We start from the raw sequence: 22,782 nt of genomic DNA on the forward strand, positions 1-22,782 counted from the left end.
TGTCAAGTCCCGTCACAGATTTCATCTCAAAATCCGGACCCAGTCCTGGACCAATCCGCAAGCTCAGTAGGCTGGTCAAGTGGCTGACATCGTGATTCCCTCTGACATCAAGCCCGTCGACGGCCGTTTCGGCTGCGGGCCCTCGAAGGTGCGCCCGGAGCAGCTCGCGGCTCTCGCGGCCTCCGGATCCAGCGTGCTGGGCACGTCCCACCGCCAGAAGCCGGTGAAATCGCTCGTCGGGCGCGTCCGCGCGGGGCTGTCAGAGCTCTTCTCGCTTCCCGAGGGGTATGAGGTCGTCCTCGGCAACGGCGGCACCACCGCCTTCTGGGACATCGCCGCCTTCGGGCTCATCCGTGAGAGGTCGCAGCACCTGCACTTCGGCGAGTTCTCCTCCAAGTTCGCCTCCGTGGCGGCGAAGGCCCCGTGGCTCGGCGACCCGACCGTGATCAAGTCCGAGGTCGGCGCTCACCCCGAGGCCCGTCCGGAGGAGGGCGTCGACGTCTACGCGCTCACCCACAACGAGACCTCGACCGGCGTCGCGATGCCGATCAGGCGCGTCGGCGAGGAGGGCTCGCTCGTCCTGGTCGACGCCACCTCCGGCGCCGGAGGCCTGGCTGTGGAGGCCTCCGAGTTCGACGTCTACTACTTCGCCCCGCAGAAGAGCTTCGCCTCCGACGGCGGCCTGTGGATCGCCCTGATGTCCCCGGCCGCGCTGGCCAGGGTCGACGAGATCGCCGCGAGCGGGCGCTACGTTCCCGAGTTCTTCAGCCTGCCGGTGGCGATCGACAACTCCAGCAAGGACCAGACCTACAACACCCCGTCCGTCGCGACGCTGTTCCTGCTCGCCGACCAGATCGAGTGGATGAACGGCAACGGCGGCCTGGCCTGGACCACCGCCCGCACCGCCGACTCGGCCCAGCGCCTCTACACGTGGGCGGAGAAGAGCTCCTACGCCACACCGTTCGCCGGACCGGAGTTCCGCTCCAACGTGGTCGGCACGATCGACCTCGTCGACAGCGTGGACGCCGCCCAGGTCTCCAAGGTCCTGCGCGCCAACGGCATCGTGGACACCGAGCCCTACCGCAAGCTCGGCCGCAACCAGCTGCGCGTCGCGATGTTCCCGGCCATCGACCCGAGTGACGTCGAGGCACTGACGCACTGCGTCGACTACGTGGTCGAGCGGCTCTAGTCCTCGGCGGTTCCCCGGGCCCTCAGCCGGGACCCGGGAGCCGGAAGCACCGCTCCTCCCGTACGCCTGCCGTACGCGGCCCCGACCCAGGGGTGAGGCACGACCTCACCCCTGGGTCTCCGCATCTCAGGCCGGGCCTCCGCGTGTCACCCCCGGGTTGCCGCACGTCGCCCGGCCCGGGGGCGAGGCGTCGCCCCGATCCGGCTCAGGCGGGCTGATCGGCGATGAAGTGCACGCCGGAGAACCGCCGCCGCCACTCGGTCACCTCGGGCGCCACGGTCTCCGGGTCGACGGACGGATCCAGCCCGCGGGCGACGAACGAGGCCAGGGCGGGCATGTCCGCCTCGGTCATCCCGAGCCGGACGATCTCGGGGGTGCCGATGCGCAGCCCGTTCACGTCACCGTCGATCGACTCCGCGGGCAGGCCGATGCCGCAGGTGAGCAGGTTCGCCCGCCGCAGCCGCCGGGCGGCTCGCTGGCCTCCGCCGTACCCGTGGGCCATGACCGCGAACTGGTGGGACCGGGTGCAGCCGCGATCGGCGGCGAAGATCGGGACGTCGAGGGCGAGCAGCTCGGCCGCCAGCCGCTGAGCCGTGGCGATCATCATCTGCGCGTAGGCCGGTCCCGCGGCCTTCCAGTCGAGCATGGTCATGGCGAGCGCCGCGGTCTTGCCCGCGTCGAAGTTGGCCGTCAGACCGGGATAGGCGATCGCGTCGAGGCGCTCGGCCAGCCCGGCGTCGTTGGTGACGATGAGCCCGCCCGCCGGTCCCCCCAGGCTCTTGTACGTGCTCATGCTGATCAGGTGCGCACCCTCGTCGAGCGGCTGCGGCCAGGCCTTGCCGGCGATCATTCCGCACAGGTGCGCGGCGTCGAAGAGCACAAGCGCGCCGACGGAGTCGGCGATCTCCCGAATCCGCGCGATGGGGTGGTGGAAGAGGTTGAGGCTGCCGCCGATCGTGATCAACTTCGGCCGCGTCTCCTCCGCGAGCGATCGCAGGGCGTCGACGTCCACCGTGTATCCGTCCGCCTCGACCGGGGCGGCGACGGTGTTCAGCCCGTACATGCCGGCCGCGCCCTGCCCGTGGTGGGTCACGTGGCCGCCGATGCTCGCCGGCGGGGCGATGATCGTGTCACCGGGCTTGCAGGTGGCCATGAACGCGTAGAGGTTGGCGAGCGCCCCCGAGCCGACACGTACCTCGACGTAGCTCGCGCCGAACACCTCTCCCGCCAGCTCGGCGGCGATGATCTCGATCTGCTCGATCGCCTCCAGGCCCATCTCGTACTTCTCACCCGGATAGCCCAGCGACGGCCGCGAGCCGAGATTCGCCGACAGCAGTGCCTCGGCCCTCGGGTTCATGACGTTCGTGGCGGGGTTCAGGTTGATGGACTCGACATCGTGGATCCGGTGGTTCTCGACCACCAGTCGTTCGATCTCGGTCTCGATCGAGGAAACGGCCTGACCGGTCACGGCCTTCGAGACGAACCGGATTCGATCTTCGGTGACGGGAGGAACCCACGGGCGGGGCGCAAGGGCACGGGGCATCAGTGAATCTCCTGGTGGACGGGCAGGCGGCGGTCGGATTCCCGCTCGCCGTCGTGTGTCGTCGGCGGTATCTGCAATACGACGTTAGGTCGCAAACGACGCCCGGTACACCGGGTGAGAGACGAGACTTCCGGCGCCCTTTCCTACATCTGTAGGAATCAGGACAGGGGCTGCGGCTGCCTGCCCTGATCCTGGTCGGGCACGGCCTGCTCTCCGGCACGGCGCGCGAGCTCGTGCAGCAGCCGCAGGGCGTCGTCCAGGTCCACTTTCTGCGCGAACGTGGAGAGCACGGGAGCCCGATCGGGGCTGCCGGCCAGGGCGTCGATCATCAGCCCGGCGACGTGCTCGTCACGGGAGTGACTGGCGGTGTAGCGGAAGGCGTTACGGAAGGCGTTCTTCGAGGACGCCCTGCTCAGCAGACCCTTCCTGACCAGTCGCTCGGCGACCGTCTGGACCGTGGTGTAGGCGAGCGGACGCTCGACGCGCTCGTTCAGCATGACCTGCAACTGGCGGACCAGCACCGGCTCCTCACAACCCCACAGGACGTCCATGATCGCGCGTTCCAGGGATCCCAGGTTCACCTGCGCCACCTTTCGAGGGTCGCGCCCGGCGGTGGTGGCCCTTGCGGAACGTGTACGGGCACGAGGCCAGGCAGGTTCACACCATCAGTTTTGATCACATTGTCACTTAAATACCTCGATGCGGCCATAGGTGATCTCGGTCCGGGAACCACCGCCCGCGCCGTCGCACCCACCATCCCGCCGCATCTCCCTCCCGTAGGGCCGCCGGCCACGCCGATTGATCCGGCGAAAGCGATCAAACGGGTTGGCCTACCTCCGGGATTCTCTCGCGTCTCCCCGTCCTCCCATTCCCGCCTTCCGATCCGGTCGCACATCCCTCTACGAATTACGTGATAAATCTGACATCAAAGACATTTCACAGCAAATCCATCAATAAGCGTTGAATGTTATCGACAAAGCGGTAGAGAGGTGGCAAAAGTCGTCAATCTCTGTTTGTCGCACCATACATGAGGAAATTATGGCAAACAGGGATAGTCTGCCAGCGGCCATCCCGGACATCTTCCAAAGCACGCTGGAAATGTCTAAATCAAGACGGCCGATCCTTTCAAGGGGGAAATGCAATGTCCAATGTCAAAAGCGTCGTAGCAGGGCTCGCAATCAGCGTGGCCCTGGCCGGCGGAATCGTCAGCCTGGGCTCGATGGCCACCGCCGCCACCGTTACCGCCGCCACCACGGTCACCGCGGGCACGGGCTTCACCGCCTGGGGCGACGGTGACGGCGGCCGTGACCGTGACTGTGACCGTGACCGTGACCGTGACCGTGACCGTGACCGCCACCACGGCGGCGGCACCAACAACACCAATAACAACAACAACGCCTAAGGTTCCCGGTTAATCACCAACCAAGGGTCATCTTCCGGCTTGGGGACGGCATGTGGTCGAAGTATGTCGACCACATGCGGCGGAACCCGGGATTGCGAAAACTCCCGGCCCACGACGGAGGCGAGAGTGCCCGCGCTCACTGAGATCATGACTCTTCGCGAAAGAATCACGATCACGCAGCGAACACGGGCACTCAGAACAAGATCTCTGAAATTTCACTTCCCACGCGGACGCGAAATCTCATTCACTCGACCCTATTCCTGCCCGGTAAGAGCGGTTTCTCACCTGCCTCTACCGGGCAGACGTCCGCGCCCTTGACCTTCAACCCCGCACCGATGAAAGAAACCCCTGCCACCCGCTCCACCCGGTAAGGCCCGCTCGGCACGGCGGCCTCCGTCCGTGACTTCCTGGGCAGAAACGGGCTGTGAGCGGATGCCGCACCCACCGGCTGGCATCTCACCCACCACGGTGGTGGCCGTGGCCGGTCCTGCGCGCGGGCTTGGTCTCTCAGAACTCGTCGGCGCCGGTGACCTGGACGATGGGGAAGATGTGGCGGGAGGCGGCGCAGATCGTTTCGAGGGTGTGCACGGGAGTGCCGTCGTCGGAGTAGCCGGCACGCAGGATCTGCACGACCCACTCGCCGGAATCGAGCAGCAGGGTCTCCGCCTCGAACTCGGTGGGAGGGCGGGCGACGAGGTGTTCCTCCGCGTGACCGAAGCGGTGGCCGAGGGCCTCGATCCCGGCCTGCAGACTCGGCTTCACAAAATCCGGGGCGGAGAGCGGGGTGCCGCCGAAGATGTCGAGGCGGAAGTAACTGGTGGCGATCCGCACGGGCACGTCGTCGGCGAGCAGCATCTTCCTGCGGGCGAGGACCTCCGTACCGGGTTCGACGCGGAGGGCGGAGGCGACGTCGTCGGTGGCCGGTTCGGAGCCGACGTAGAGCATGCGGCGAGCCGGGCGGACACCTTGTTTCTCCGCCTCGGTCATGAAGAGCGACGCCGACGCTCGTACGGCCGGCTCGGTGGGAAGCGTGCGCCTGACCACCACGCGGGGCCCCTTGCGCGGCCCTGAAGGCTCGCCTGCGGCCTCCTCGGAGGCTGTCGTGGTGCTCGCCGCCACGATGCCGGTCGCCGTGCCGTCAGTCAGAATCTCGTCGCCCACGCGTATCGGTCCCCCCTGGAGAATAATCCTCCAGACCGACCCTAATCCCTGGACCTGCCCAGCGGTCAGACGAGGAGCTCCGCCCTGCGCCTGCGGCGCACGATCCAGGCCGCGATCACTCCGCCGAACAGCCCGAACAGATGCCCCTGCCAGGAGATGCCGGACTCACCGGGGAGCACGCCCCAGATGATCGAGTAGTAGGCGATCGCGACGCCGATGCCGATCACGATGTCGAGGGCGCGGTGGTCGAACAGGCCACGGGCGACGACAAAGCCGAAGTAGCCGAACACCAGCCCGCTCGCGCCGACCGTCAGGCTTCCCGGCGTGCTGATGAACCAGATGCCCAGGCCGCTGACCACGATGATGATCAGGCTGGCGCCCAGGAACCGGGCGATCCCGCGCAGCGCGGCGAGGAAACCGAGGATGAGGAGGGGCACGGAGTTGGCCATCAGGTGGCCGAAGCCCGCGTGCAGGAAGGGGGCGAGAAAGATGCCGCCCAGCCCTTCCGGGTTCCAGGCCCTGATGCCGTAGGCGTCGAACTCTCCGGGCAGCACGTAGTCGGCGACCTCGACCGCCCACATGACGGCGACCAGCGCGATGATGAGCATCGCGGCTCCCGCGGCGCCCGCGGCCAGGCTGCCGGCCCTGCGCTTGAAGCGCTCGCCGGAGGACCGGCCTGCGGGGGGCGTGCCGGTCACATGATCGTTCATTTACTCTCCTGGCCTTCGGAGTCGGCACGTGGACGTCAAATGCCCTTGCCGCGCTCGCCCACACCTTTACCGTACGCACTCCTGGCCATGAACGCGCCGGACACGACCTCATGAACCCGATGGATCCCAAACCAACCCAACAGGCCATGAACGCACCGGGCACAACCCTGCGAATCCGGCGGCCCTAAACCGATCCAAATGGTCACAATCGCGCCGGGCGCGACCCGGCAGACCCACTCGGTCCAGGTGATCATGAACGCGACGGGCGCGATCCCACGGACCCAACGGTCCCACGGATCGCGCCCGGCGGCGCGGAGAGCGGACGGAACGGACCCGAAGGGCTACTCGCCCTTCCACTGGGGGGCGCGCTTCTCGGCGAAGGCCGCCGCGCCCTCCATCGCGTCCTTGGAGCCGAACACCGGGTTGATGATCTCTCCTTGCCTCTTGAACATCTCGTCCCTGCTCCAGTCGGCGGACTCGACCATCACGCGCTTGGTGGCGGCGAGGGCCAGCGGAGCGTTGCCTGCGATCTTCTTCGCCAGTTCGAGCGCCTTGGCCAGCGCCCCGCCCGCGGGCGTGACGTGATTGACCAGGCCGAGCTCGTACAGTCGGGAGGCCGGGAAGTGGTCGCCGGTCAGGGCGATCTCCATCGCGATGTGGTACGGGATGCGCTGCGGCAGCCGCATCACGCCACCGGCCCCCGCGACCAGGCCTCGCTTGGGCTCGGGCAGCCCGAACTTGGCCTCCTCGGAGGCGACGATGATGTCGCAGGCCAGGGCCAGCTCGCAGCCGCCGGCCAGGGCGTAGCCCTCGATGGCGGCGATGATCGGCTTCTTCGGCGGCGCCTCGACGATGCCGCCGAAACCCCTGCCCGCGAGAACCGGGAAGTCCCCGGTCATGAACCCCTTCAGGTCCATACCCGAGGAGAACGTGCCGCCGGCCCCGGTGAGGACGTAGGCGGCGACGTCCTTGCGCTCCTCCAGCTCGTCCAGTGCCGCCGCGATGCCCCGGGCGACCGCGCCGTTGACCGCGTTTCTGGCCCGGGGGCGGTTGATCGTGATGACGGCGACGCCGTCCTCTACCTCGACCAGGACTTCTTCGGACACGGCGGCCGCGGTGGCTGCGGTGGCCTCAGTGGCGTCAGTGGCCTCTGAGGGGTGCGTGGAATTGCCGGACGCGTCAGACACCGGATGACTCCTACTTGGGCTGGAAGCGGATGCCGCCGTCGAAACGGATCGTCTCGGCGTTCATGTAGTCGTTCTCGATCAGCGAGCGCACCAGCTGTGCGAACTCCGCGGCCTGCCCCATGCGCTTGGGGAAGACCACCGGGGCCACGAGCTTGGCCTTGAACTCCTCGGCGTTGGGCGAGAAGCCGTAGATCGGGGTGTCGATGATGCCCGGGCAGATGGTGTTGACGCGGATGCCGACGGCGGCCAGGTCACGCGCGGCCGGCAGGGTCATGCCGACGATGCCGCCCTTGGACGCCGAGTAAGCCACCTGGCCGACCTGGCCCTCCAGCGCCGCCACCGACGCGGTGTTGATCACTACGCCGCGCTGGCCGTCAGCGTCGACCGGCTCGGTCTTGGCGACGGCCGCCGCACCGATGCGCATGAGGTTGAAGGTGCCGATCAGGTTGACCTCGATGACCTTGCGGTAGGAGGCCAGGTCGTGGGGCGAGCCGTCGCGGTTCACCGTCCGGGTGGCCCAGCCGATGCCCGCGCTGTTCACCACGACGCGCAGCGGCTTGCCGATCGCCACCGCCGCGTCCACGGCCGCCTGCACCTGGTTCTCGTCGGACACGTCGGTCCTGACGAAGACCCCGCCGAGCTCGTCGGCGAGGGACTTGCCGCGCTCCTCGTTGAGGTCGGCGATGACGACGGTGACACCGTGCGCGGCGAGGTCGCGGGCCGTGGCCTCGCCGAGGCCACTGGCACCGCCCGAGATGATTGCTGCTGCTCCGTTCAGGTCCATGAGCGGACTTTAACGCGGAGACCGAATGAAGTTCTACTCGGGGTGGGCTAAATTTCCGCCGATGGCGCTGCCGACATCGGGATAGACCTTTATCCGCCGGTCAAGCCCTGTCGTGCGCAGAATCCGCGCGACCGGCGCCTGGGGCGCGGCTAGGGAGACCCCGCCGCCCTCCCCCGTGGCCAGCCTCCATGCCTCGATCAGCACGGACAGGCCACTGGAGTCCATGAAGGACAGGGCCGTGAGATCGAGGACCAGCCAGGCGCCGTCGAGCTTGATGGCGTCGCGGACCTCGTCTCGCAGGAAGGGAGCGGTGAAGAGGTCAAGCTCACCCTCGATGGCCACCACCACGGCGTCACCAACAGCGCGGCGAGCCAACCGTAGTTTCATCAGTCCTCCTCGCGCCCATGGGGCAGACCTACTTTACTTCGCCGACACGGCGCGCGAGGTCATGCAACTCTACGATCATTCATGATCCTTTACTAGAAAATCCCTCAGGGCGGAGCGAAGCCGTACGGCAGTTCGAGCCTGTGGGCGGCGAGAAGGTCCGCGTCGGAGAGGATCTCCCTGGTCGGCCCGTCTGCGGCGATCACCCCGCCGGAGAGGATGAGAGCGCGATCACACAGCTCCAGCGCGTAGGGCAGATCGTGGGTGACCATCAGGACGGTCACGTCGAGACCCCTCAGGACCTCGGCGAGCTCACGCCTGGAGGCCGGGTCGAGGTTCGACGACGGCTCGTCCAGCACCAGGATCTCCGGTTCCATGGCCAGTACGGTCGCCACCGCCACCCGGCGGCGCTGGCCGAAGGACAGGTGGTGCGGCGGCCGGTCGATCGTCTCCAGCATGCCCACGCGATCCAGCGCGTCCTTGACCCGGCGTTCCAGCTCCTCGCCCGTGATCCCGAGGTTGGCCGGGCCGAAGGCCACGTCCTCGCGGACGGTCGGCATGAAGAGCTGGTCGTCGGGGTCCTGGAAGACGAGCCCGACCCGCCTGCGGATCTCCTTGAGTGAATTCTTGGCGACCGGCAGCCCGGCCACGGTCACCGTGCCGTGTCCCGCGGTCAGGATGCCGTTGAGATGCATCACCAGCGTCGTCTTGCCCGCGCCGTTCGGGCCGAGCAGCGCGACCCGCTCCCCGCGCCCGATCGCGAAGTCCACGCCGAACAACGCCTGCGTGCCGTCCGGATAGGCATACGCGAGACGGCTCACCTCCAGAGAAGGTGTCATGCCAGCAACCCCCAGGTCCCGAGCAGCGTCACGAGCGCCGCGCCCGGCAACATACCGGCAATGAGCCACTGCCGCGACGAGGCGGACAGATCCTGGATGATCGGTAACGAGCCGGTGTAGCCGCGGCTGAGCATCGCCAGGTGCACCCGCTCGCCCCGCTCATAGGAACGGATGAACAGCGCCCCGGCCGATCTGGCGATCACCGGGATGTGCCGTACGTCCCTGGCCACGAATCCCCGTGACTCCCTGGCCACCCGCATCCGGCGCATCTCCTCCAGGATCACGTCCATGTAGCGCAGCATGAACATCGCGATCTGCACCAGCAGCGGCGGCAGCTTCAGCCGCTGCGCGCCCAGCAACATCAGCCGGGGCTCGGTGGTGGCGGCCAGCAGGACGCTCGCGATCACGCCCAGGGTGGCCTTGGCCAGGATGTTCCAGGCGGCCCACAGTCCCGCGACGCTGAGCGACAGCCCCATGAAGGACACCCGCTCGCCGAGCCCGATGAAGGGGATCGCCACCGCGAAGACCACAAACGGGATCTCGACCACCATCCGCCGCAGCACGAAGCCGGCCGGGACCCGCGCGGCCAGCGCCACGGCGGCCAGGAGCAGGACGTAGAGCCCGAAGGCCCAGAACCATTCGCGCGGGGTGGCCACCACCACCAGGGCGAACCCGGCCACCGCCGCCAGCTTGCACTGGGGCGGCAACCGGTGGATCAGCGTGTCGCCGGCCCGGTAGAGCTGATGATGATGACCCGCACCCACTAGACGGATACCTCTTCTTTGCGGGTACGGCGACGCACCGCGAAGAACAACCCGCCACCCGCCGCCAGGGTCACCCCGGCACCGATCAGACCGGCCACGCCGACCGGGATGCCTCCCGCGTCGCCGTAGTCGGCGAGCGGCTGCTCGGCCAGCGAGTGATCGGTGGCCTGGCCGATGAAGCCCTTGTCCTGGGCGACCCGCTCCAGGCCGTCGGGTGAGGAGGAGGCGTAGAAGCTGACGATGCCCGCGAGCAGCGCCACCACCGCGAGACCCGCCGGCAGGAACCAGCCGGGACGGCGCGAGGACACCGGCACCGGGGACTCCCGGGTCACCGTGACGTCGCCGCCGGCGCCGCGCAGGACCAGCGGCACGGCCAGCCCGCGCGCGCCGTACACGAGGTCGGGCCGGATCGCCAGCACGGTGCTGACGGTGACCGCCGTGATCAGCCCCTCGCCGATGCCGATGAGCACGTGCACGCCGCCCATGGCCATCGCGACCGTGCCGACGTCGATGGGCGCGGTGCCGCCGATCCAGAACAGCAGGCTGAACGCCAGGGCCGCGGCGGGCACCGAGATCAGCGCGGCGACGAACGAGGCCGCCACGACGGCGGTCCTGCTGCTCAGGGTCCGGGTGATCAGGCGGAAGACGAACCATCCGACCAGGATCGCGACGATGCCCATGAGCGTGATGTTGATGCCGAGCGCGGTCAGACCGCCGTCGGCGAAGAAGAAACCCTGCACGAGCAGGACCACGGCCACGCATAACACGGCCGTATAGGGTCCGACGAGTATGGCGGCGAGCGTGCCGCCGAGGAGGTGGCCGCTCGTGCCCGCGGCCACCGGGAAGTTGAGCATCTGGACGGCGAAGATGAAGGCGGCGACCAGGCCCGCCATGGGGGCGGTCCGATCGTCGAGCTCGCGTCGTGCACCGCGCAGGCAGACCGCGACACCGGCCGCCGCGACGACTCCCGCCGAGAGCGACACGGCTACGTTGAAAAAGCCATCTGGTACGTGCACGACAAGCCCCCAAGTGCGGAATCGTCCCTTACTTTAGGCCATGGGGTTGTAGTTGCAACAGACTGGCATTAACGCATCGATGGCCGAAAGGTTAACGGAGCAGCCGCCGGATCAGCGTTCTGGGGCCGAAAGTGCGGACCACCGTGCTGAGCCGTCCCTTTCCCGCCGTGGCATAGGGCCTGACGCTCCACCTGGCCAGCCCCCTCCACCACGTGCGCGGCGGCACGATCGTCTCCGCCGTCGCCTCGATCCGGAAGCGCGCGGGCGGCCCTCCCAGGTCAAGCTCCAGGTAGGCGTCCCAGGTGCCGGGCCCCAGGCGGCCCATCGCCTGCCGGATGGTGAACGCACCGCCCGCCCTGACCGTGACCGGCACGCGCCGCTCCCGCCCCGACTCCCGCTCGCGCCACACCAGATGCCGTACGGCGCGCGTCGCCGGAGTGGCGGTGCCCACGGTGACCTTGCCGTCGAGCACCAGCCTGTTTCCGGCCGTCCAGCGGGTGCGCGCCAACCGCACGCCCCCGGGGACGCCGACCACGTAACCGCCGATGTCGAGGCTGAGATTGCCGTAGGGCCGGGTGAAGTAGGGCAGGGCGACCACGTCGCCGACCATGTGGGCCACCGGCTGGGCGATCCGCCCGTCCCGGTCGGCGCCGAGCCGGGCGAGACGGGGAACGCCCTCGAACTCGACGCTCACATAAACGTCCCAGACGCCGGAGGACAGCTCCGCGACATCGACGAGCCCGGTGAACTCCTCGCAGTCGCCCGTCACGGGGACCACGATGTCGGTCACCGAGACCACGAGGTCGGCGAGCGGCCCGGCGCCCCCGGGTCTGCGCCGCAGCACCAGGGCGAGGGCGCCCCCGACGATCTCCGGACGTCCGTCCTGCTCCAGCGTGCTCAGCGCGACCCTGCCGGAGACGGTCAGCCGGCCCTCGCGCTCCCAGCGAAGCCCGGTGAGCTCCCGGCGGACCGCCGCCGACTCGATGTGCGCCAGCCGTACCAGCCGGTCGATGTCCTCGAGCGCGGCGATGCGGCTCCGGTCGATCGCGGGGAGCCGGGCGCGGACCCCGTCGGTCAGCCACCGCTCGCACATGTCGGTCACCTCGGCGACGATCTCCTTGCGCTGGACGGACTCCGCCGCCAGGAAGGGCCTGCCGAGGCTGCCGAAGGCGTCCATCCGGAAGTGGCGCCGCAGGAGGTGGTCACGGAGCGTGCCGGGCTGTATGTGATCGACCATCAGCTCGATCGGCCGCTTGATCATCTGTAGCCAGGAGACCGGGTCGCGGCTCTCCTTCCGCTGCATGATGCTGGTGCCGTCGGGCCGGGCGACCAAGTGGTAGCAGTCGTAGTCGGCGACCACCGAGATCACGTCCGCGTGGCAGTAGGCGTGGGTGGTGAAGATGAGGTCCTCGCCCACGAGCATGGTCTCGTCGAAGGCGATGGCATGCCGCTCCAGCATCTCCCTGCGGAACAGCTTGAAGCAGCTCAGGCTGTTGTAGACCGTGCTGTCCTCAAGCGGCACCTGGTCCGCGCTCTCGCGGAACATCGAGATCGGCGCCTTGCGGCCATGTCCGACGATCTTCCCGAGGACCATGTCCGAGCCGTTGCGGTCGGCCATCGCGAGCATCCGCTCCAGCGCCTCGGAACCGAGGTAGTCGTCCGCGTCGCAGAAGAACACGTATCTGCCGCGAGCATGGGAGAGCCCGACGTTGCGCGGGCGGCCGGCGCCGCCGGAATGCGCCTGCCGGATGACGCGGACGACGCCGCGGTGGCAGGAGGCGTAGAGGTCGAGCAGTTCGGCGCTGCCGTCGGTGGAACCGTCGTCCACGACGACGACCTCCAGGCTGACCCGCTGGATCAGCAGGGACGTCAGGCACCGGTCCAGATAGGGCCTGCAGTTGTGGACAGGCACGATCACGCTGACGTCCACGTCAGACTGACCGGTCTCTTCCTTCGCGATCTCGCTGCCGCGCCCCACGCTGACTCGCTGGAGAATCGTTCTCGTCACCGCCGGGCCCCTCGTCGGTCACATAGCGCTTATGTAGCGTCTCAGTATGTGACGAAGAGTGGCGTGCAGGCGGCCGATCTACTTTGTTGGTCCTTCCCGCTGTCTATTTTGTTGGTCCTCCCACTCGCACGCCGAGGTCGCCGTACCTGGTGAAAAGCACCCGGTTCGTGCGGCTTGCCCCTCCAACCCGGGCATCCTTGGCCCCGGGCCTACACCTTCTCGTTCTGGTCGAGATCGTCGCGGTTCTGCTCGTGCAGGGCCCGCGCGGCCCCGAGCAGATGTCTCCGGTAGCGCCGCCGTACCAGCCGCACGAGGACATAGAACGCCACCGCCGTTCCGGCCAGCAGCGCGAGGAGGTGGACCGGGAAAATGATCAGGGTTCTGGCCTGGCTGGACGTCCCGTCGGTGCCGGAGGCCGACACCGTCACGTGACAGATGCACATGAACGGCGGGTCATCCCACGTGACGGCGACCTCCCGGCTGGTCCCGCGGAGCACGGTGAAGTCAGGGAACGGGATGTCGCGCCCGTCCACACGGACGTTCAGGCTCTTCTTCCCGAAGAAGTCCCGGTGCACGGTTCCGAGGTTGTCGACGGTGGCCCCGAACTCCACGGGCCCGCCCATCGCGAACTCCGGCACGCGTAGTCCGTGGACCCGTACCGAGGTGTCGATCGGCCCCGGCACCGTGATGTAGAGCGGCGTGCCGATCGCCCGATTGAGCTTGATGTTGCCGCCGCCGGGACCGGCAGGCGCCACGAAGAGCAGGGCGACCTGGTGCTCCCCGTTCTCGGGCTTCGCCGGAAGGTCGATCCGTACGGCCACCCGCTGCTGCCCACCGGGAGCCAGCCGGAAGTCGCTGGGCCCGACCTTCAGCCAGTCGGCCGCCGAATGAGGGGAACTCGGCTGGAAAATCACCTTTCCGTTCCGGTCCGTGGTGAAGTCGGTCCGGTTGACGATGATGTCGACCGGCAACCGTCCCTTGTTCGTGACCATGAACGACTGAGGATCGCCGATCGCCTTGGGTTCGATGACGAGTCTCGTCGGACTCACCATCAGTGAGAAGTCCGGATCAGGGGCCGCGCCCGACATCCCAGATGCCGCCGGATACGCCACCGACGCGACGCCGCCTGCCATCAGGAATGCGGCGATCACGCGCTGAAACGTTCGGACCACTGCGCAGCCCCCTAATACGGTCGTTTGGCGAGTGCTCTACAGGGTGATCGCGGAGTAGAGGAGCGTGCCGCTGTAGGTGTCCGGACGGACGGCCGGGATGGTGATCCGGTAGCCGTTGGTGATGACGTCGCCGTCGTCCACCGACCGCTCGTCCTTCCGTGCCACCTGCACCGGGACGGCGGGATTCAGCGGAACGTAGGCGCCCGCCTGGATCGGTCCGCTGACCTCCAGCAGGTTCATCGGGATGACGTCGGTGTTGGACCCGATCGAGGGGGTGAGATTCGGAGACGTCGGCTGGACCGTGACGCTGTAACCGGCGAAGTTGTTCGTCGTCACCCTCATGGTGACGGCGTCCGCGTCGGTCACCGTGTCACCGGGATTGCCGCTCAGGGTGAAAGTGGGGGTCAGCTCGGTCAGCGTGATCGCCAGTCCGACCTCCACGTTCGCGACGGTGGTGTCGGTGCTGGTGTCCGCCTGGGCCGTCGTCATCTGGCCGGACATCTGCCCGACCGTGACGCCCGTCATCATGAGACTCATAAGTATTAAACGGGCTTTAGATACCGTTGACATGAAAACCCCCAAGATCTTTTCGCTCACAGTAGTCAGACAATCACAAAACGTGCAAGCATCTAGAGGTCGTGTCGCCACTTCACTGAAGGTCATAAATCCGACCGATCACACAGAACGTCGCGATCAACGCATACGCGCATCGCACAGGACGTCACGATCGGCGCGCGCATACGCGCATCGCACAGGACGTCACGATCGGCGCGCGCATACGCGCATCGCCCTGGACATCCCGCGCGCGTATATGAGCGCGCCTACGGGCGAGATCTCCCCGTTTCCACCGATCCGGTTGGGCAACGAGGCTCGGCCGGCGACTCCTGGCCTGCCCGCCCTCTCCGGGAGCGAAAGATCAGCCGGCGTCAGGCGGCCGTAAAGGTGTCACCGGCTCTCGACCGTGAAGGCGTCACCGGCTTTCCGGGCCCGTCACCGACGGCCGGTCGCACGCCCCCGAAGTTCAGGGGTCGCACGACGCCATGGTTGCGAGGTTGCCCAGCTGGGCCAGGGCCTGCTCGGAAGGGCTGGCGGGTTCGGCATGAAAGATGACCAGCTGCTGGCCGGGGGCGGTGGCGATGTCGAACAACTCGCAGACAAGCTCCAGCTCGCCGACCTCGTGGTGGCGGAAGCGCCTGAGCTCCCGGGACACGCCGCATACGTCATGACGCGCCCAAATCCGGCAGAAATCCGCACTTCCCCGGGAGAGCTCGCCGACGAGCTCGGTCAGGTACGGATTGTCGAGATCCGCTCCCGTGGCGGCGCGCAGCTGGGCCACCCTGAGGCGGGCGATCTGCTCCCAGTCCCGGTAGAAGTCGCGCGCGGCGGGATCCAGGAAGAGCAGCGAGAGCATGTTGTCCGTGTATTTCAGCCCGCTGTGGAGGGCCGCGGCCAGCGGGTTCCTGGCCAGCACGTCCTGCCAGCGGTCGAACACGAACGCCGGGGTGTGCGGCCAGCTGTGCATCAGTCGCAGCAGGTGCGGGTCGACCCGCTCCGTCCGGCGGGTCGTCCCGCGCTGCCGCGACCCGGGGTGGGCGAGTTCGTACAGGTGCGCCGCCGCGTCGGGGCCGAGGTCCAACACCCGTACCAGGGCGTCGAGCACCCGATCGGAAGGACGGTGTTCGCGTCCCTGTTCCAGGCGGACGTAGTAGTCGGTGCTGACCCCGGCCAGCATCGCCACCTCTTGCCGGCGCAGTCCCGGCGTCCGGGAGGGACCGGAACGCAGCACCCCCACACGTTCCGGCGAGGTGACCTCGCGCCGAGCGCGCAGGAACTCGCCCAGAAGCTTGTCACTGCCCATTTCGTAACGGTATGTCATTTATTCGTTAACAGGGTGGTCGTGCTACTCCCAGGTTCCGCCGTCTACCTTCAAGGCCGGTCCTGGCACGTCATGGAGTGCCAAACGGGACCGTCTTTCGACGGGAGCACGCTGCGTGGGAGTAATACGGCCACCTTCCTGACACGATTCCCCCATACCGTGTTGCGATGGACAGTGACAAGTTTCTTGGCGACTTCTTCCGCGCCCGGCGCGAAGCCACGACCCTTGACGACGTCGGTCTGAAGCATTCCGGACGCCGCCGGACGCCCGGGTTGCGCCGTGAAGAGGTGGCGATGCTGGCCGGGGTCAGCACCGACTACTACGTCCGCCTGGAACAGGGGCGTGAACGCCGTCCGTCCGACCAGGTGCTGACCGCCCTCGCGCGAGTCCTGCGTCTCGACTCCGACGCCACCGACTACCTCTACGAACTCACCCACCCTCTGGCGCGACCGCACAAGCAGGGCAAACGGATGGAGCAGGTCAGTCCGGGCCTGCGGCGGCTCCTGAAAAGCTGGAACCACACGCCGGCATTCGTGATCGGCCGCCGGCTGGACGTGCTGGCCACCAATCCCCTGACCGAGGCCCTCTACAAGGGGCTGACCCACAAGGACAACTGCCTGCGGACGATCTTTCTCAGCCCACAGGCGAAGGACTTCTACGCGGACTGGGAGAAGGCCGCCTGCGCCAAGACGGCCCAGCTGCGCATCGCGGTGGGAGCGAACCCCCATGACCCGTTCCTGCCCCGGCTGGTCGAGGAACTCTCCACTCACAGCGAGCATTTCCGTCGCCTGTGGGCACGCCATGATGTGCGGACCAGACTCAGCGAGGTCAAGCGGCTTCGCCACGACGAGGTCGGCGAGCTGTCTCTTTCCTGGGAGGCGTTGACCGTCAACGGCGCTCCCGGTCAGCAACTCATCATCATGTCCGCCGAGCCGGGAAGCTCTTCCGAACACGCTCTGAAGGCTCTGGGCCGCATCGCCGCCCAGGACGCCGGCCTCGACTCCCCGTCTCAGCCTTCACAACCTTCACCCGAGCTCTCGTCCGACGCCGCCGATCACAGCCCACCGGTCACGTTGTGACCCTCATCGCGTCAGGGCGGCGAGGTCGGCCAGCAGGGCCAGTGCCCGTTCGGAGGAGCTGCCGGGCTTGGCATGAAAGATGGCCAGTTGCTGACCGGGGGCACTGGCGACGCTGAGCACCTCGCTGGTCAGGTCCAGCTCGCCGACCTTGCGATGGCGGAAGCGCCTGTCCTCGCTGACTATGCCGGACACGTCATGGCGTGCCCACAGGCGACGGAAGTCCGCGCTTTTGAGGGAGAGTTCACCGACCAGCTCGATCAGGTACGGGTGGTCGAGGTCCGTTCCCGCGACTCCCCGCAGGTGAGCCACCCTGACCCTGGCGACCTGCTCCCAGTCCGGGTAGAACTCGCGCGCGGCGGGATCCAGGAAGACCAGCCGCAGCAGGTTGTCCGCGTACTCCAGTCCATCGTGGAGGACGCTGCCCAGGGGGTTCCTGGCCAGCACGTCCAGCCGGCGGCCGGTCACGAACGCCGGGATGTGCGACCAGCCGCGCATCAGCCGCAGCAGCTCCGGACTGACCTGCTCCATCTGGCTTCCCTGCTTGTGCGGTCGTGCCAGGGGGTGTGCGAGTTCGTAGAGGTAGTCGGTCGCGTCGGGACCGAGACACAGGACCCGGGCGAGGGCGGTCAGCACCTGTTCGGACGGACGGCGTTCACGCCCCTGTTCCAGGCGGACGTAGTAGTCGGTGCTGACCCCGGCCAGCATCGCCACCTCCTCCCGGCGCAACCCCGGCGTACGGCGGAGACCGACGTCCAGCAGTCCCACCTGCTCGGGAGTGGTGACCTCGCGCCGGGCGCGCAGGAACTCACCGAGGAGCTTGTCGCTGTCCATTTTGTCACCGTACGCCTGGTATCAGACAAAAAGGTGGCAGCATCGCTCCCAGGAACGGTCCGGTCGAGACGCTGGATTCCTGCCCGGGGACCTCGGGGACAGGGCAGGCGAGGCGGCCCCAGGCCCCGCCACGGGTGAGACCCAAAGGGACAGCGGACAGGCTCCTCTTGTGCGGCGACCACGCATGTGATGCCGCGCGGCGTCACGCCGATGGCCGGTCAGGGAGAGCAGGCCGGTCCCGCTACGGCGTCTCGAACGTCCCACCCGAGACGACCGTCATGGCGTCGTGGCGGCCAGGTTGCCCAGCAGAGACAGCGCGTGCTCGGAAGAACTGCCGGCCTCGGCGTGAAGGGTGATCAGTTGCTGGCCGGGAGCACTGTTGACGTTGAACACCTCGCAGGTCAGGGTCAGGTTGCCGACCTCGCGATGACGGTAGAAGTGCTTGGTCTCACGGGTCTCACAGGGGACGACGGGTGGGTCGGGGCGGGCCCACATCCGGCGGAAGTCCGCGCTTTCCGCCGAGAGTTCGCCGATCAGCTCGGTCAGGTACGGATCGTCGAGGTCCGGCCCCACGGCGGTGCGCAGGTGGGCCACCCTGGCGTTGGCGACCTGCTCCCAATCCCGGTAGAACTCGCGCGCGGCAGGATCCAGGAAGATCATCCGCAGCAGGTTGTCCATGTACTTCATTCCGCGGTAGAGCACGGCGGACACCGGGTTGACGGCCAGCACCTCCATCCGGAGGCCGCACACCATCGCCGGGGTCCGCGGCCAGCCGCGCATCAGCCGCAGCAGCTCCGGGCTGACCCGCTGCGACTGGCCGATCGTCCTGCCCTGCGATGTTCCCGGGTTCGCGAGTTCGTGCAGGTGCGCCGCGGCTTCGGGATCGAGGGCCAGCACCCGCACCAGGGCACCGAGCACGCGCTTGGACGGGTGGCCTTCGTATCCCTCTTCCAGACAGGTGTAGTAGTCGAGGCTGACGCCGGCCAGCATCGCCAGCTCTTCCCGGCTCAGTCCCGCCGTCCGACGGGGACCAGAGCTCAGCGGCCCCACCTGTACCGGTGTGGTGGCCTCGCGCCGAGCGCGCAAGAACTCCCCAAGGAGCTTGTCGCTGTCCATTTCGTAATGGTATGTCGGGAATCCATTGGGAGGGTGGCAGTACCGCACCCAGGGTAAGAAACTGCCCCCTACCGGTCCCCCTCCGCGTTCGAACGACCTGACGGTTCGGGATCGAACCGTTCTTTCAGCGGCCCGGCCCGCCGGGCCGCGTCACCGGGCGGCGTCCAGACGGGCGCGATGCTCGCCGTCGAGCTTGAGGTCCAGGGCGCCCAGGGCCTCCTCCAGCTGGGCGATGGAGCTCACGCCGACGATCGGGACCGTCGTGACGTCTCCGCCGATCAGCCAGGCCAGCACCACCTGGTTGACGGTCACGCCCAGCTCGCCCGCGATCTCTCGCAGTACGGCGAGCCCGCGCGTGGTGCCCGGGTGGTCGTAGATCTCCTGGATCGGACGATCCTCGCGGGTGTAGGCGCCGAACATGAGCGTGTTGTACGCCCACAGGGTCAGGCCGGGCTCCGAGCGCAGGTAGTCGAGCATGTCGTCCTGGACCAGGACGTGGCCCGACTCGGGCAGCCGTACTCCGGGCCGGGGCCGCAGGTAGGTGTGGCGGAGCTGCACGTTGGTGTAGAGCGGCCAGCCGCCTGCCCGCGAGGTGGCACGGGCGCGCTCCAGGCGCCAGGCCGGCACGTTGCTCGCGCCGATCTCGCGGACCTTGCCCGCCCGCGCCAGCTCGGCGAAGGCGCCCAGGGTCTCCTCCAGGGGGACGGAGCGGTCCTCGATGTGAGCCCAGTACACGTCGACGTGATCGACGCCCAGCCGCCTCAGGCTGCCCTCGGCGGCCGCGGCGATCGCCGTGGCGGACAGACCCTCGGCGGAGTCCAGGGTCCGATCGCCGGGAACGGTCGGCCGTCCGCCGCACTTGGTGCTCAGCACCACCCGGTCGCGGTTGCCCCGGGCGGCCAGCCAGCGGCCGATGGCCAGCTCGCTCTCGTCGCCGGTGGCCCCCTCGTTCCAGAACGGATAGTTGTTCGCGGTGTCCAGCAGGGCGCCACCGGCCTCGGCGAACCGGTCGAGGATCGCGAACACGGCCCTGTCGTCGAGGACGGTGCCGAACGGGATGGTGCCCAGGGCGAGGGGGATGTGTGTCATGGAAGCCACGATGCAGGCTGGAGTTCACTCCAGGTCAAGTCGTGCCACGCGAGAATGCGCCGGATTCACCGTGTACGGATGTTCAGGGAGGTCACGAGCCCAGCTTGCAGATACCGGTCACCGGGGCGGAGACGTCAGAGGCCTTGGGCTTGGGCGGCAGCTTCACCTCGCACGTTCCACCCGTGACCGACGCGGCGTCGTCCGGCGCCTGCCTGGCCTCGTCCTTGCCCTTACGGCCGTCAGGGTTCTCGGCACACCGCTTCGCCCCCGAAGAGCACTGTTCGGCCTTCTTCTTGGCCGCGGCGACGCCGTCGATGGGAGGAGCCGCGGCCGCCGCCGCGGAGGTGAGGGCGCAGGCGGTGGCGATCGCCAATGCCGAGACGAGCATGACAAGGGAGCCAGGTCGGCGGTTACTGTGCATGTCCTTCTTCCGGTCAGTCGGGGCGATTCCGATTTTGCGCATCGACAGGCTGCATACACAAAGTAGCGATCCATCCACGAAGGGCAATGATCGCCGCGCCCAACGCCCCGCTGTGACCCTTCCTATGACCCTTCAGCCAGGCCGTGTCCGATCCAAGCCGCTGATACGGCCGGTCATCCCTCGGCGCGTACGGAAGTGGCGCTTGCCGGTTCGACCGGATCGGGACCGGTGAGGTGGGCTTGGGCGTATTTGCGGAAGGCGGCCACGAGGCGGTCGCGATCGCCTGCACGGGTGGCCAGCACGACGTGGCACGGCTCGACACCGTGCAGGGGGACCGTGGTGAGGTCGGGGCGGGGGCTGCCGTGGAGGCTGCCGGCCGGGATGATGGATATGGCCTGCCCACTGGCGATGAGTTCGAATTTGTCCTCGACGCCTTCGACGATGGGACCGTCGGGCGCCGGGCTTCCGTCGGGTCGGGGGTCGACGCGCCAGAAGGCGTTCCAGGCCGGGTCCGGCACCCGGGGAAGGGGCTCGTCGGCGATGTCGTCGAGGGTGACGGACTCCTTGCCGGCCAGGCGGTGGCCGAGGGGGATCAGGAGCGCTCGGGGCTCGTCGCGAAGGACCGTCACGTGCAGCTGGTCGGTGCGGATCGGCAGCCGGGTCACCACCGCGTCCACTCGGTGATCGAGCAGTGCCGCGCGGGCGTCGTTCCAGGCCAGATGCAGGGTGTGCACGTCGGCGTCGGGGTGCCGACGGCGCAGTTCGCGCACTGCCGGGGTGACGATGAGGTTGCTGGTGTAGCCGATGGTGATCCGAGTGGGGTCGGCTGCGGCACGGGTGAGGGCCGCGGCCTGGGCAGCGGATCGCAGCAGCGCCCTGGCGAGCGGGAGGAAGATCTCTCCGGCCTCGGTGAGCCTGCTGCCCTGCGGGGTGCGGTCCAGCAGGCGGGCGCCCAGTTGCTGTTCGAGGCGGCGGATCTGCCGGCTCAGGGACGGCTGGGCGATGCGGAGGGCGGTGGCGGCGCGGCCGAAATGCAGGTGGTCGGCGACGACGGTGAAATACCGCACCAGGCGCAGGTCGAGGTCCGCCGGAGGGGTCGGCGAGTCGGGCATGCCCTCAGTGTAGTTACGTGGCTCGCCGACCGACCCTCGGGAGATCGCTGTGACCTGCGGTGATGTTTTCTGCGTATCACCCGATTCGAAACAGGCCTTGGACACACGTTCCGGGTCGTTCCTAGCGTGGAGCTACCAGCCCGTCGCCTTCCGGTGCCGGATCGACTCGAAATCATCCAAGGGATTCTCACTGTGCGTGTTTTTGTTACGGGCGCGACGGGATACGTCGGATCCGCGGTCGTCCGCGAGCTGCTCGACGCAGGGCATCAGGTTCTCGGCCTGGCCCGCTCAGACGCGGCCGCCGCCGTACTGTCGGCGATCGGCGTGGAGGCGCACCGCGGCGATCTGGAAGACCTCGGCAGCTTGCGCGCCGGCGCCGCCGCGGCGGACGGGGTCGTTCACGCGGCCAACAAGCACATCTCCGAGACCACGGACCCGGCCGCTCGCGCCCAGGTAGAACGCGGCGCGGTCGAGGCGATCGGCGCGGCGCTCGAAGGCTCCGGCAAACCCTTCGCGTTCACCTCGGGAATCTTGGGCCTCACGCCCGGGCACCTGAGCACGGAGGCGGACACCGGCGATCTCCAAGGATTGGGGGCGCTACGGCTTCCGACCGAACTCGCGGTGATCGCGATGGGCGAGCGCGGCGTGCGCTCGTCCGCGGTACGGCTCGCGCCGCTGGTGCACGGCGAGGGAGACCTCAAGGGCTTCGTTCCGACTCTGATCGACATCGCCCGGGCGAAGGGAGTGTCCGCCTATGTCGGCGACGGGGCGAACCGCTGGCCCGCCGTGCACCGGCTCGACGCGGCGCGCCTGTTCCGGCTGGCCGTGGAAGCCGCCCCGGCCGGCTCACGCCTGCACGCGATCGACGAGGAGGGCGTGCCGTTCCGAGACATCGCGGAGGCGATCGGCCGCCGGCTGAGGCTGCCGGCCGTCAGCATCACCCCCGAGGACGCCGACGACCATTTCGCCTTCCTCAGCCGCCTGGTGGCGATCGACAACCCGGCGTCGAGCGCACTGACCCGTGACCGGCTGGGATGGAAGCCGGAGGGGTCCGCGCTGATCCCGGACATCGACGAAGGCCACTACTTCAACGACTAGC

At 68.2% G+C, this 22,782-nt stretch carries 23 protein-coding genes; 4 read left to right on the plus strand and 19 right to left on the minus strand.

What is annotated here, in order from left to right:
- The first annotated feature begins 79 nt into the window (after positions 1–79).
- A complete protein-coding gene (serC, locus tag CHC08_RS35050; RefSeq protein WP_089211680.1) occupies positions 80–1,189 on the plus strand; it encodes a phosphoserine transaminase in 1,110 nt (369 codons plus the stop codon).
- 205 nt (positions 1,190–1,394) lie between these two features.
- Here serC and CHC08_RS35055 read toward each other — a convergent pair whose 3' ends face one another.
- Positions 1,395–2,732, minus strand: coding sequence for a serine hydroxymethyltransferase (locus CHC08_RS35055; RefSeq protein ID WP_089211681.1), 1,338 nt, complete (start codon positions 2,730–2,732; stop codon positions 1,395–1,397).
- Between the two features lie 158 nt (positions 2,733–2,890).
- On the minus strand, positions 2,891–3,313 hold the full coding sequence (locus CHC08_RS35060) for a BlaI/MecI/CopY family transcriptional regulator (RefSeq protein WP_143653463.1): 423 nt from the start codon (positions 3,311–3,313) through the stop codon (positions 2,891–2,893).
- 560 nt (positions 3,314–3,873) lie between these two features.
- On the opposite strand from CHC08_RS35060, the gene CHC08_RS35065 reads away from it, so the two are divergent.
- A complete protein-coding gene (locus CHC08_RS35065; RefSeq protein WP_089211683.1) occupies positions 3,874–4,134 on the plus strand; it encodes a hypothetical protein in 261 nt (86 codons plus the stop codon).
- A 507-nt stretch (positions 4,135–4,641) separates the two neighbouring features.
- Here CHC08_RS35065 and CHC08_RS35070 read toward each other — a convergent pair.
- The 12 genes from CHC08_RS35070 to CHC08_RS35125 form a co-directional block, all read right to left on the minus strand.
- Complete coding sequence (locus CHC08_RS35070; RefSeq protein WP_245878753.1) at positions 4,642–5,295, minus strand: GntR family transcriptional regulator; 654 nt, start codon at positions 5,293–5,295, stop codon at positions 4,642–4,644.
- Positions 5,296–5,360: 65 nt separating this feature from the next.
- The gene (locus CHC08_RS35075; protein ID WP_089211684.1) at positions 5,361–6,005 is read right to left on the minus strand and encodes a rhomboid family intramembrane serine protease; all 645 of its coding nucleotides are present in this window, start codon (positions 6,003–6,005) and stop codon (positions 5,361–5,363) included.
- A 341-nt stretch (positions 6,006–6,346) separates the two neighbouring features.
- Positions 6,347–7,111, minus strand: coding sequence for a crotonase/enoyl-CoA hydratase family protein (locus CHC08_RS35080; protein ID WP_089211733.1), 765 nt, complete (start codon positions 7,109–7,111; stop codon positions 6,347–6,349).
- Between the two features lie 91 nt (positions 7,112–7,202).
- Entirely contained in the window at positions 7,203–7,976 is a 774-nt protein-coding gene (locus CHC08_RS35085) for an SDR family NAD(P)-dependent oxidoreductase (protein WP_089211685.1), read from the minus strand.
- Between the two features lie 33 nt (positions 7,977–8,009).
- The gene (locus tag CHC08_RS35090) at positions 8,010–8,363 is read right to left on the minus strand and encodes an STAS domain-containing protein (RefSeq protein WP_089211686.1); all 354 of its coding nucleotides are present in this window, start codon (positions 8,361–8,363) and stop codon (positions 8,010–8,012) included.
- A 104-nt stretch (positions 8,364–8,467) separates the two neighbouring features.
- Positions 8,468–9,199: an energy-coupling factor ABC transporter ATP-binding protein gene (locus CHC08_RS35095; protein ID WP_089211687.1), complete on the minus strand. Its 732-nt coding sequence runs from the start codon at positions 9,197–9,199 to the stop codon at positions 8,468–8,470.
- Positions 9,196–9,963 (minus strand): cobalt ECF transporter T component CbiQ, encoded by a 768-nt coding sequence (cbiQ, locus tag CHC08_RS35100; protein ID WP_089211688.1) that lies wholly within the window; start codon positions 9,961–9,963, stop codon positions 9,196–9,198. Before cbiQ ends, CHC08_RS35095 begins: the two co-directional genes overlap by 4 nt.
- The gene (locus tag CHC08_RS35105) at positions 9,963–10,979 is read right to left on the minus strand and encodes an energy-coupling factor ABC transporter permease (protein ID WP_089211689.1); all 1,017 of its coding nucleotides are present in this window, start codon (positions 10,977–10,979) and stop codon (positions 9,963–9,965) included. The genes cbiQ and CHC08_RS35105 overlap by 1 nt, the downstream gene beginning before the upstream one ends.
- A 91-nt stretch (positions 10,980–11,070) precedes the next feature.
- A complete protein-coding gene (locus CHC08_RS35110) occupies positions 11,071–12,987 on the minus strand; it encodes a glycosyltransferase family 2 protein (protein ID WP_089211690.1) in 1,917 nt (638 codons plus the stop codon).
- Positions 12,988–13,196: 209 nt separating this feature from the next.
- Positions 13,197–14,138, minus strand: coding sequence for a fimbrial biogenesis chaperone (locus CHC08_RS35115; RefSeq protein WP_143653464.1), 942 nt, complete (start codon positions 14,136–14,138; stop codon positions 13,197–13,199).
- A 57-nt stretch (positions 14,139–14,195) separates the two neighbouring features.
- Positions 14,196–14,696, minus strand: coding sequence for a hypothetical protein (locus CHC08_RS35120; RefSeq protein WP_218825645.1), 501 nt, complete (start codon positions 14,694–14,696; stop codon positions 14,196–14,198).
- A gap of 484 nt (positions 14,697–15,180) precedes the next feature.
- A complete protein-coding gene (locus tag CHC08_RS35125; protein ID WP_089211692.1) occupies positions 15,181–16,017 on the minus strand; it encodes a helix-turn-helix transcriptional regulator in 837 nt (278 codons plus the stop codon).
- 185 nt (positions 16,018–16,202) lie between these two features.
- On the opposite strand from CHC08_RS35125, the gene CHC08_RS35130 reads away from it, so the two are divergent.
- On the plus strand, positions 16,203–17,114 hold the full coding sequence (locus tag CHC08_RS35130) for a helix-turn-helix transcriptional regulator (protein ID WP_089211693.1): 912 nt from the start codon (positions 16,203–16,205) through the stop codon (positions 17,112–17,114).
- A gap of 3 nt (positions 17,115–17,117) precedes the next feature.
- Here the strand turns inward: CHC08_RS35130 and CHC08_RS35135 are convergent, their stop codons facing one another.
- The 5 genes from CHC08_RS35135 to CHC08_RS35155 all read right to left on the minus strand — a co-directional run bounded on the left by CHC08_RS35135 (position 17,118) and on the right by CHC08_RS35155 (position 21,683).
- Positions 17,118–17,945: a helix-turn-helix transcriptional regulator gene (locus CHC08_RS35135; RefSeq protein WP_089211694.1), complete on the minus strand. Its 828-nt coding sequence runs from the start codon at positions 17,943–17,945 to the stop codon at positions 17,118–17,120.
- 276 nt (positions 17,946–18,221) lie between these two features.
- Positions 18,222–19,061 carry a helix-turn-helix transcriptional regulator gene (locus CHC08_RS35140; RefSeq protein WP_089211695.1) on the minus strand — a complete coding sequence of 280 codons (840 nt, stop codon included), beginning with the start codon at positions 19,059–19,061 and terminating at the stop codon, positions 18,222–18,224.
- A gap of 150 nt (positions 19,062–19,211) precedes the next feature.
- Positions 19,212–20,150 (minus strand): aldo/keto reductase, encoded by a 939-nt coding sequence (locus tag CHC08_RS35145; RefSeq protein WP_089211696.1) that lies wholly within the window; start codon positions 20,148–20,150, stop codon positions 19,212–19,214.
- A gap of 91 nt (positions 20,151–20,241) precedes the next feature.
- Entirely contained in the window at positions 20,242–20,571 is a 330-nt protein-coding gene (locus tag CHC08_RS35150) for a hypothetical protein (RefSeq protein WP_143653465.1), read from the minus strand.
- 173 nt (positions 20,572–20,744) lie between these two features.
- The gene (locus CHC08_RS35155) at positions 20,745–21,683 is read right to left on the minus strand and encodes a LysR family transcriptional regulator (RefSeq protein WP_089211698.1); all 939 of its coding nucleotides are present in this window, start codon (positions 21,681–21,683) and stop codon (positions 20,745–20,747) included.
- A 192-nt stretch (positions 21,684–21,875) separates the two neighbouring features.
- On the opposite strand from CHC08_RS35155, the gene CHC08_RS35160 reads away from it, so the two are divergent.
- Positions 21,876–22,781 (plus strand): SDR family oxidoreductase, encoded by a 906-nt coding sequence (locus tag CHC08_RS35160; protein WP_089211699.1) that lies wholly within the window; start codon positions 21,876–21,878, stop codon positions 22,779–22,781.
- Position 22,782 lies beyond the last annotated feature (1 nt).

The organism is Streptosporangium subroseum, assembly GCF_900188345.1.
In the GTDB taxonomy this organism is placed as follows: Bacteria; Actinomycetota; Actinomycetes; order Streptosporangiales; family Streptosporangiaceae; genus Streptosporangium; species Streptosporangium subroseum.

Excerpts from the sequence above, each read along its gene's own strand:
- CHC08_RS35155 (WP_089211698.1), bottom strand. The coding sequence starts at position 21,683 with ATGCCCGACTCGCCGACCCCTCCGGCGGACCTCGACCTGCGCCTGGTG.
- CHC08_RS35085 (WP_089211685.1), bottom strand. The coding sequence starts at position 7,976 with ATGGACCTGAACGGAGCAGCAGCAATCATCTCGGGCGGTGCCAGTGGC.
- CHC08_RS35135 (WP_089211694.1), bottom strand. The coding sequence starts at position 17,945 with ATGGACAGCGACAAGCTCCTCGGTGAGTTCCTGCGCGCCCGGCGCGAG.
- CHC08_RS35055 (WP_089211681.1), bottom strand. The coding sequence starts at position 2,732 with ATGCCCCGTGCCCTTGCGCCCCGCCCGTGGGTTCCTCCCGTCACCGAA.
- CHC08_RS35065 (WP_089211683.1), top strand. The coding sequence starts at position 3,874 with ATGTCCAATGTCAAAAGCGTCGTAGCAGGGCTCGCAATCAGCGTGGCC.
- CHC08_RS35120 (WP_218825645.1), bottom strand. The coding sequence starts at position 14,696 with ATGAGTCTCATGATGACGGGCGTCACGGTCGGGCAGATGTCCGGCCAG.
- CHC08_RS35150 (WP_143653465.1), bottom strand. The coding sequence starts at position 20,571 with ATGCACAGTAACCGCCGACCTGGCTCCCTTGTCATGCTCGTCTCGGCA.
- CHC08_RS35140 (WP_089211695.1), bottom strand. The coding sequence starts at position 19,061 with ATGGACAGCGACAAGCTCCTTGGGGAGTTCTTGCGCGCTCGGCGCGAG.
- CHC08_RS35095 (WP_089211687.1), bottom strand. The coding sequence starts at position 9,199 with ATGACACCTTCTCTGGAGGTGAGCCGTCTCGCGTATGCCTATCCGGAC.
- CHC08_RS35075 (WP_089211684.1), bottom strand. The coding sequence starts at position 6,005 with ATGAACGATCATGTGACCGGCACGCCCCCCGCAGGCCGGTCCTCCGGC.
- CHC08_RS35130 (WP_089211693.1), top strand. The coding sequence starts at position 16,203 with ATGGACAGTGACAAGTTTCTTGGCGACTTCTTCCGCGCCCGGCGCGAA.
- CHC08_RS35145 (WP_089211696.1), bottom strand. The coding sequence starts at position 20,150 with ATGACACACATCCCCCTCGCCCTGGGCACCATCCCGTTCGGCACCGTC.
- CHC08_RS35090 (WP_089211686.1), bottom strand. The coding sequence starts at position 8,363 with ATGAAACTACGGTTGGCTCGCCGCGCTGTTGGTGACGCCGTGGTGGTG.
- CHC08_RS35125 (WP_089211692.1), bottom strand. The coding sequence starts at position 16,017 with ATGGGCAGTGACAAGCTTCTGGGCGAGTTCCTGCGCGCTCGGCGCGAG.